2 protein-coding genes and 1 pseudogene are annotated in these 2,738 nt (G+C 70.6%); 1 reads left to right on the plus strand and 2 read right to left on the minus strand.

From position 1 onward, the window contains the following. Both G3N92_RS32685 and G3N92_RS32690 read right to left on the minus strand, forming a co-directional pair. Positions 1-511 (minus strand): annotated as a pseudogene (locus tag G3N92_RS32685) (ABC transporter substrate-binding protein); the annotation flags it as partial. Between the two features lie 52 nt (positions 512-563). Further along, complete coding sequence (locus G3N92_RS32690) at positions 564-1,763, minus strand: LLM class flavin-dependent oxidoreductase (RefSeq protein WP_206131659.1); 1,200 nt, start codon at positions 1,761-1,763, stop codon at positions 564-566. A 352-nt stretch (positions 1,764-2,115) separates the two neighbouring features. Between G3N92_RS32690 and G3N92_RS32695 the strand changes: the two genes are divergently transcribed. Further along, a partial coding sequence (locus G3N92_RS32695) for an FAD/NAD(P)-binding protein (RefSeq protein WP_206131660.1) occupies positions 2,116-2,738 on the plus strand: 623 nt, incomplete at its 3' end.

Here is a 2,738-nt window from a genome sequence, read left to right on the forward strand (position 1 = left end):
GGCTCACGGGCAGGTCCGCGCCGGCGGCGGCGTCCTCGAGGCTGCGCGGCGCGTGGGGCAGCGCCACCAGCGCGATCGCGTCGAGCGCGATGCCGCGCACGGCCAGCAGCGAATCGAAGCCGCGCAGCGCGGTGGCGCGATGGAAATCCACCACGCTCGCGCGCGTGTTGACGGGCAGCCCGAAACGCGCCTTCGCGAGCGCCTCGGGCGAGGCGGCCAGCGCCGGATCGAGCGCGATCAGCGCCTGGAATTCGTCGACCCACGACAGCGCGATCAGCCGCGTGTCGCTGCCCTGGGCGCGTGCCCACAGCGCCGGAATATTGCCGCCCTGACGGAACGACCAGGGCTGGCTGTGGGTGAAATGCGAGCGGCGGATCTGGGGATCGTCGGCGTCCTGCAGTGCCGCGATGCCGAGCCCGTCGCGCGCGAATTCGTCGTGCAGGCGGCCTTGCCGGATCGCCACGCCGAACGGCGTGGGCGCGGGACATCGGGTGTACCAGAGCTGGGGCATCGCGGGCTCCTCGGAGTGAACGCTGCTGTCGAGACGGATCAGGCGGAGTGAATCAGTGACGCAGGCCGGCTTCGCGCAGCAGCGGCAGCACGCGCCGGCCGAACAGGTCGAGATCGGGCGCGAAGTCGTAGAAGCTCAGTTGCACGCCGTCCACGCCGGCCGCGTGCAGGCGCACGATCGCGTCGGCCACTTCCTCGGGAGAACCGACGATCGACATGTTGCCGCCGAGCGCGCGATGCTCGGCCTTGGCGCGCTCCTCCGCGCCGCCGCGCCAGGCGCGGGCGTCGCTGTCGAAGCGGTGGAAGCTGCCCTCGTCGGCGTGCGCGACGATCGCGTCGCGATACTCGCGCGCCTCGGCGGCCGTCTCTCGGCAGATCACCATCGGATTGAGCAGCGTGCGCACGCGCCGGCCGTGCGCGGCGGCGGCGGCCTTCACGCGCGCGGCGTGGGCCGGCACCGAATCGAGCGCGGCTTCGAGCGTCGGGCCGCCCGGGCTGGTGATGAACACCACGTCCGAATACCGCGCGGCGAATTCGATGCCCGCATCGGAGCCGGTGGCGTTGATCAGCAGCGGGCGGCCGTAGCGCGGCTTCGGCGTGACGAACGCCTCGCCGAGCTTCCAGCGCGACAGTTCCGGCGTGAACGAGAAGTTCTCGGGCTGCACCCACAGCTGCTTGACGGCGTCGAGGAATTCTGCCGCCATCGCATAGCGGTGGTCGTGCTCGATGCGCTGCCAGCCGAACATCTCGTGCTCGATCGCGCGGTGGCCGGTGACCACGTTGATGCCCCAGCGCCCCTTCGAGATATGGTCGAGCGTGGCCGTGAACTTCGCGAAGTGCAGCGGATGCCACGGGCCGTACAGCACGTGGCTGGTGGCGGCCAGGATGATGCGTTCGGTGCGCGCGGTCAGCGCCGCCAGCGTCATGAACGAATCGAGCGCCTGGCCGTTGAACACGCCGCCATAGCCGCCTTTCGGCAGCCATTGCGACAGCGCGAACACCAGGTCGAAGCCGAGCGCCTCGGCCTTTTCGACCAGCGCGGCGTTGTAGTCGAAGCTCCAATCGGTGCCGCGCGGCAGCGTGGAGGCGCTCCAGCCGCCGGCCTGGATCGGCAGGAACAGGCCCAGCATCAGCGGCTGCGCGAACACGCGCGAGACGGGGCTGTCGGGGAAATCGGCCGGCGAGGGCGCCGGCAGAAACGGTGTATTGGGGGCGGCGGTGTCGTGCGCGGGCAGCGCGAGAGTCGTGTTCACGGAGTCGATCGGTTCGTTCGTCGGCCGCGCGCAGCCCGGTTCAGCGCGCGTGCGGCCGTTACATTGGCGCGGATGCCGCGATAGCGCCGGTCGGCGCGCCGGCGGCGCTCGTGTCACAGCCGGTGCATTCAAGCACGCGCCGATTCGCGCGGACAACGAACGAAATCTGATTTCCTATTGCCGGATTCCCGGTTGCCGATCCCGGGCCATGCATTGCGATATGCATAGCGCGAATCGTTGGTTGGCCGGGCCGCCGGTGCGTTCGATACTGCTTCGCTATTGCCTTTTCGTTTCGTACAACCGACACGCGGGCCGGCTCGTCGGCCGCCCGTTGCTCCGCCGGAGGAACCCGATGTCCGACTTGCCGAACCCCGATCGCGATGCGCTCGATACGCTGCGCCTCGCGGGCCCCGATCCAGAGAACTGGGTGCCCGATCGCCCCGGCATCGACCACAACGTGCTGATCGTGGGCGGCGGGCAGAGCGGCGCGGCCTATGCGTATGGCCTGCGCCGCGCCGGCATCGGCCGCGTGAGCGTGATCGACGCCGCGCCCGACGCATCGCAGGTCGGCGTGTGGCTCACGCGCGCCCGGATGCGGCTGCTGCGCACGCCGAAGACGCTGGTGGGGCCGGAAACCGGCCTGCCGGGCCTGGGCTTTCGCGCCTGGCACGACGCGCAGTACGGCGCGGCGGCGTTCGACGCGTTCGAGCGGATTCCGCGCGAGCGCTGGGCCGAATATCTGGCGTGGTATCGCACGTTCCTTCGGATTCCGATCCGTTACGGCGTGACGCTCGCGCGCATCGAGCCGGCCGGCGATCATTTTCGCGTGCACCTGCGCATTCGCGACGCCGGCGGTGAGCGGGCGGCGGTGGAAACCGCGCGCAAGGTGATTCTCGCCAACGGCGTGGCCGGCAACGGCCGGCCGAACCTGCCGCCGGTGCTGGCGGCGCTGCCGGCCACGCATCGCGCCCACAC

The sequence above is a fragment of the Burkholderia sp. Ac-20379 genome (assembly GCF_017104645.1).
Lineage (GTDB): Bacteria > Pseudomonadota > Gammaproteobacteria > Burkholderiales > Burkholderiaceae > Burkholderia.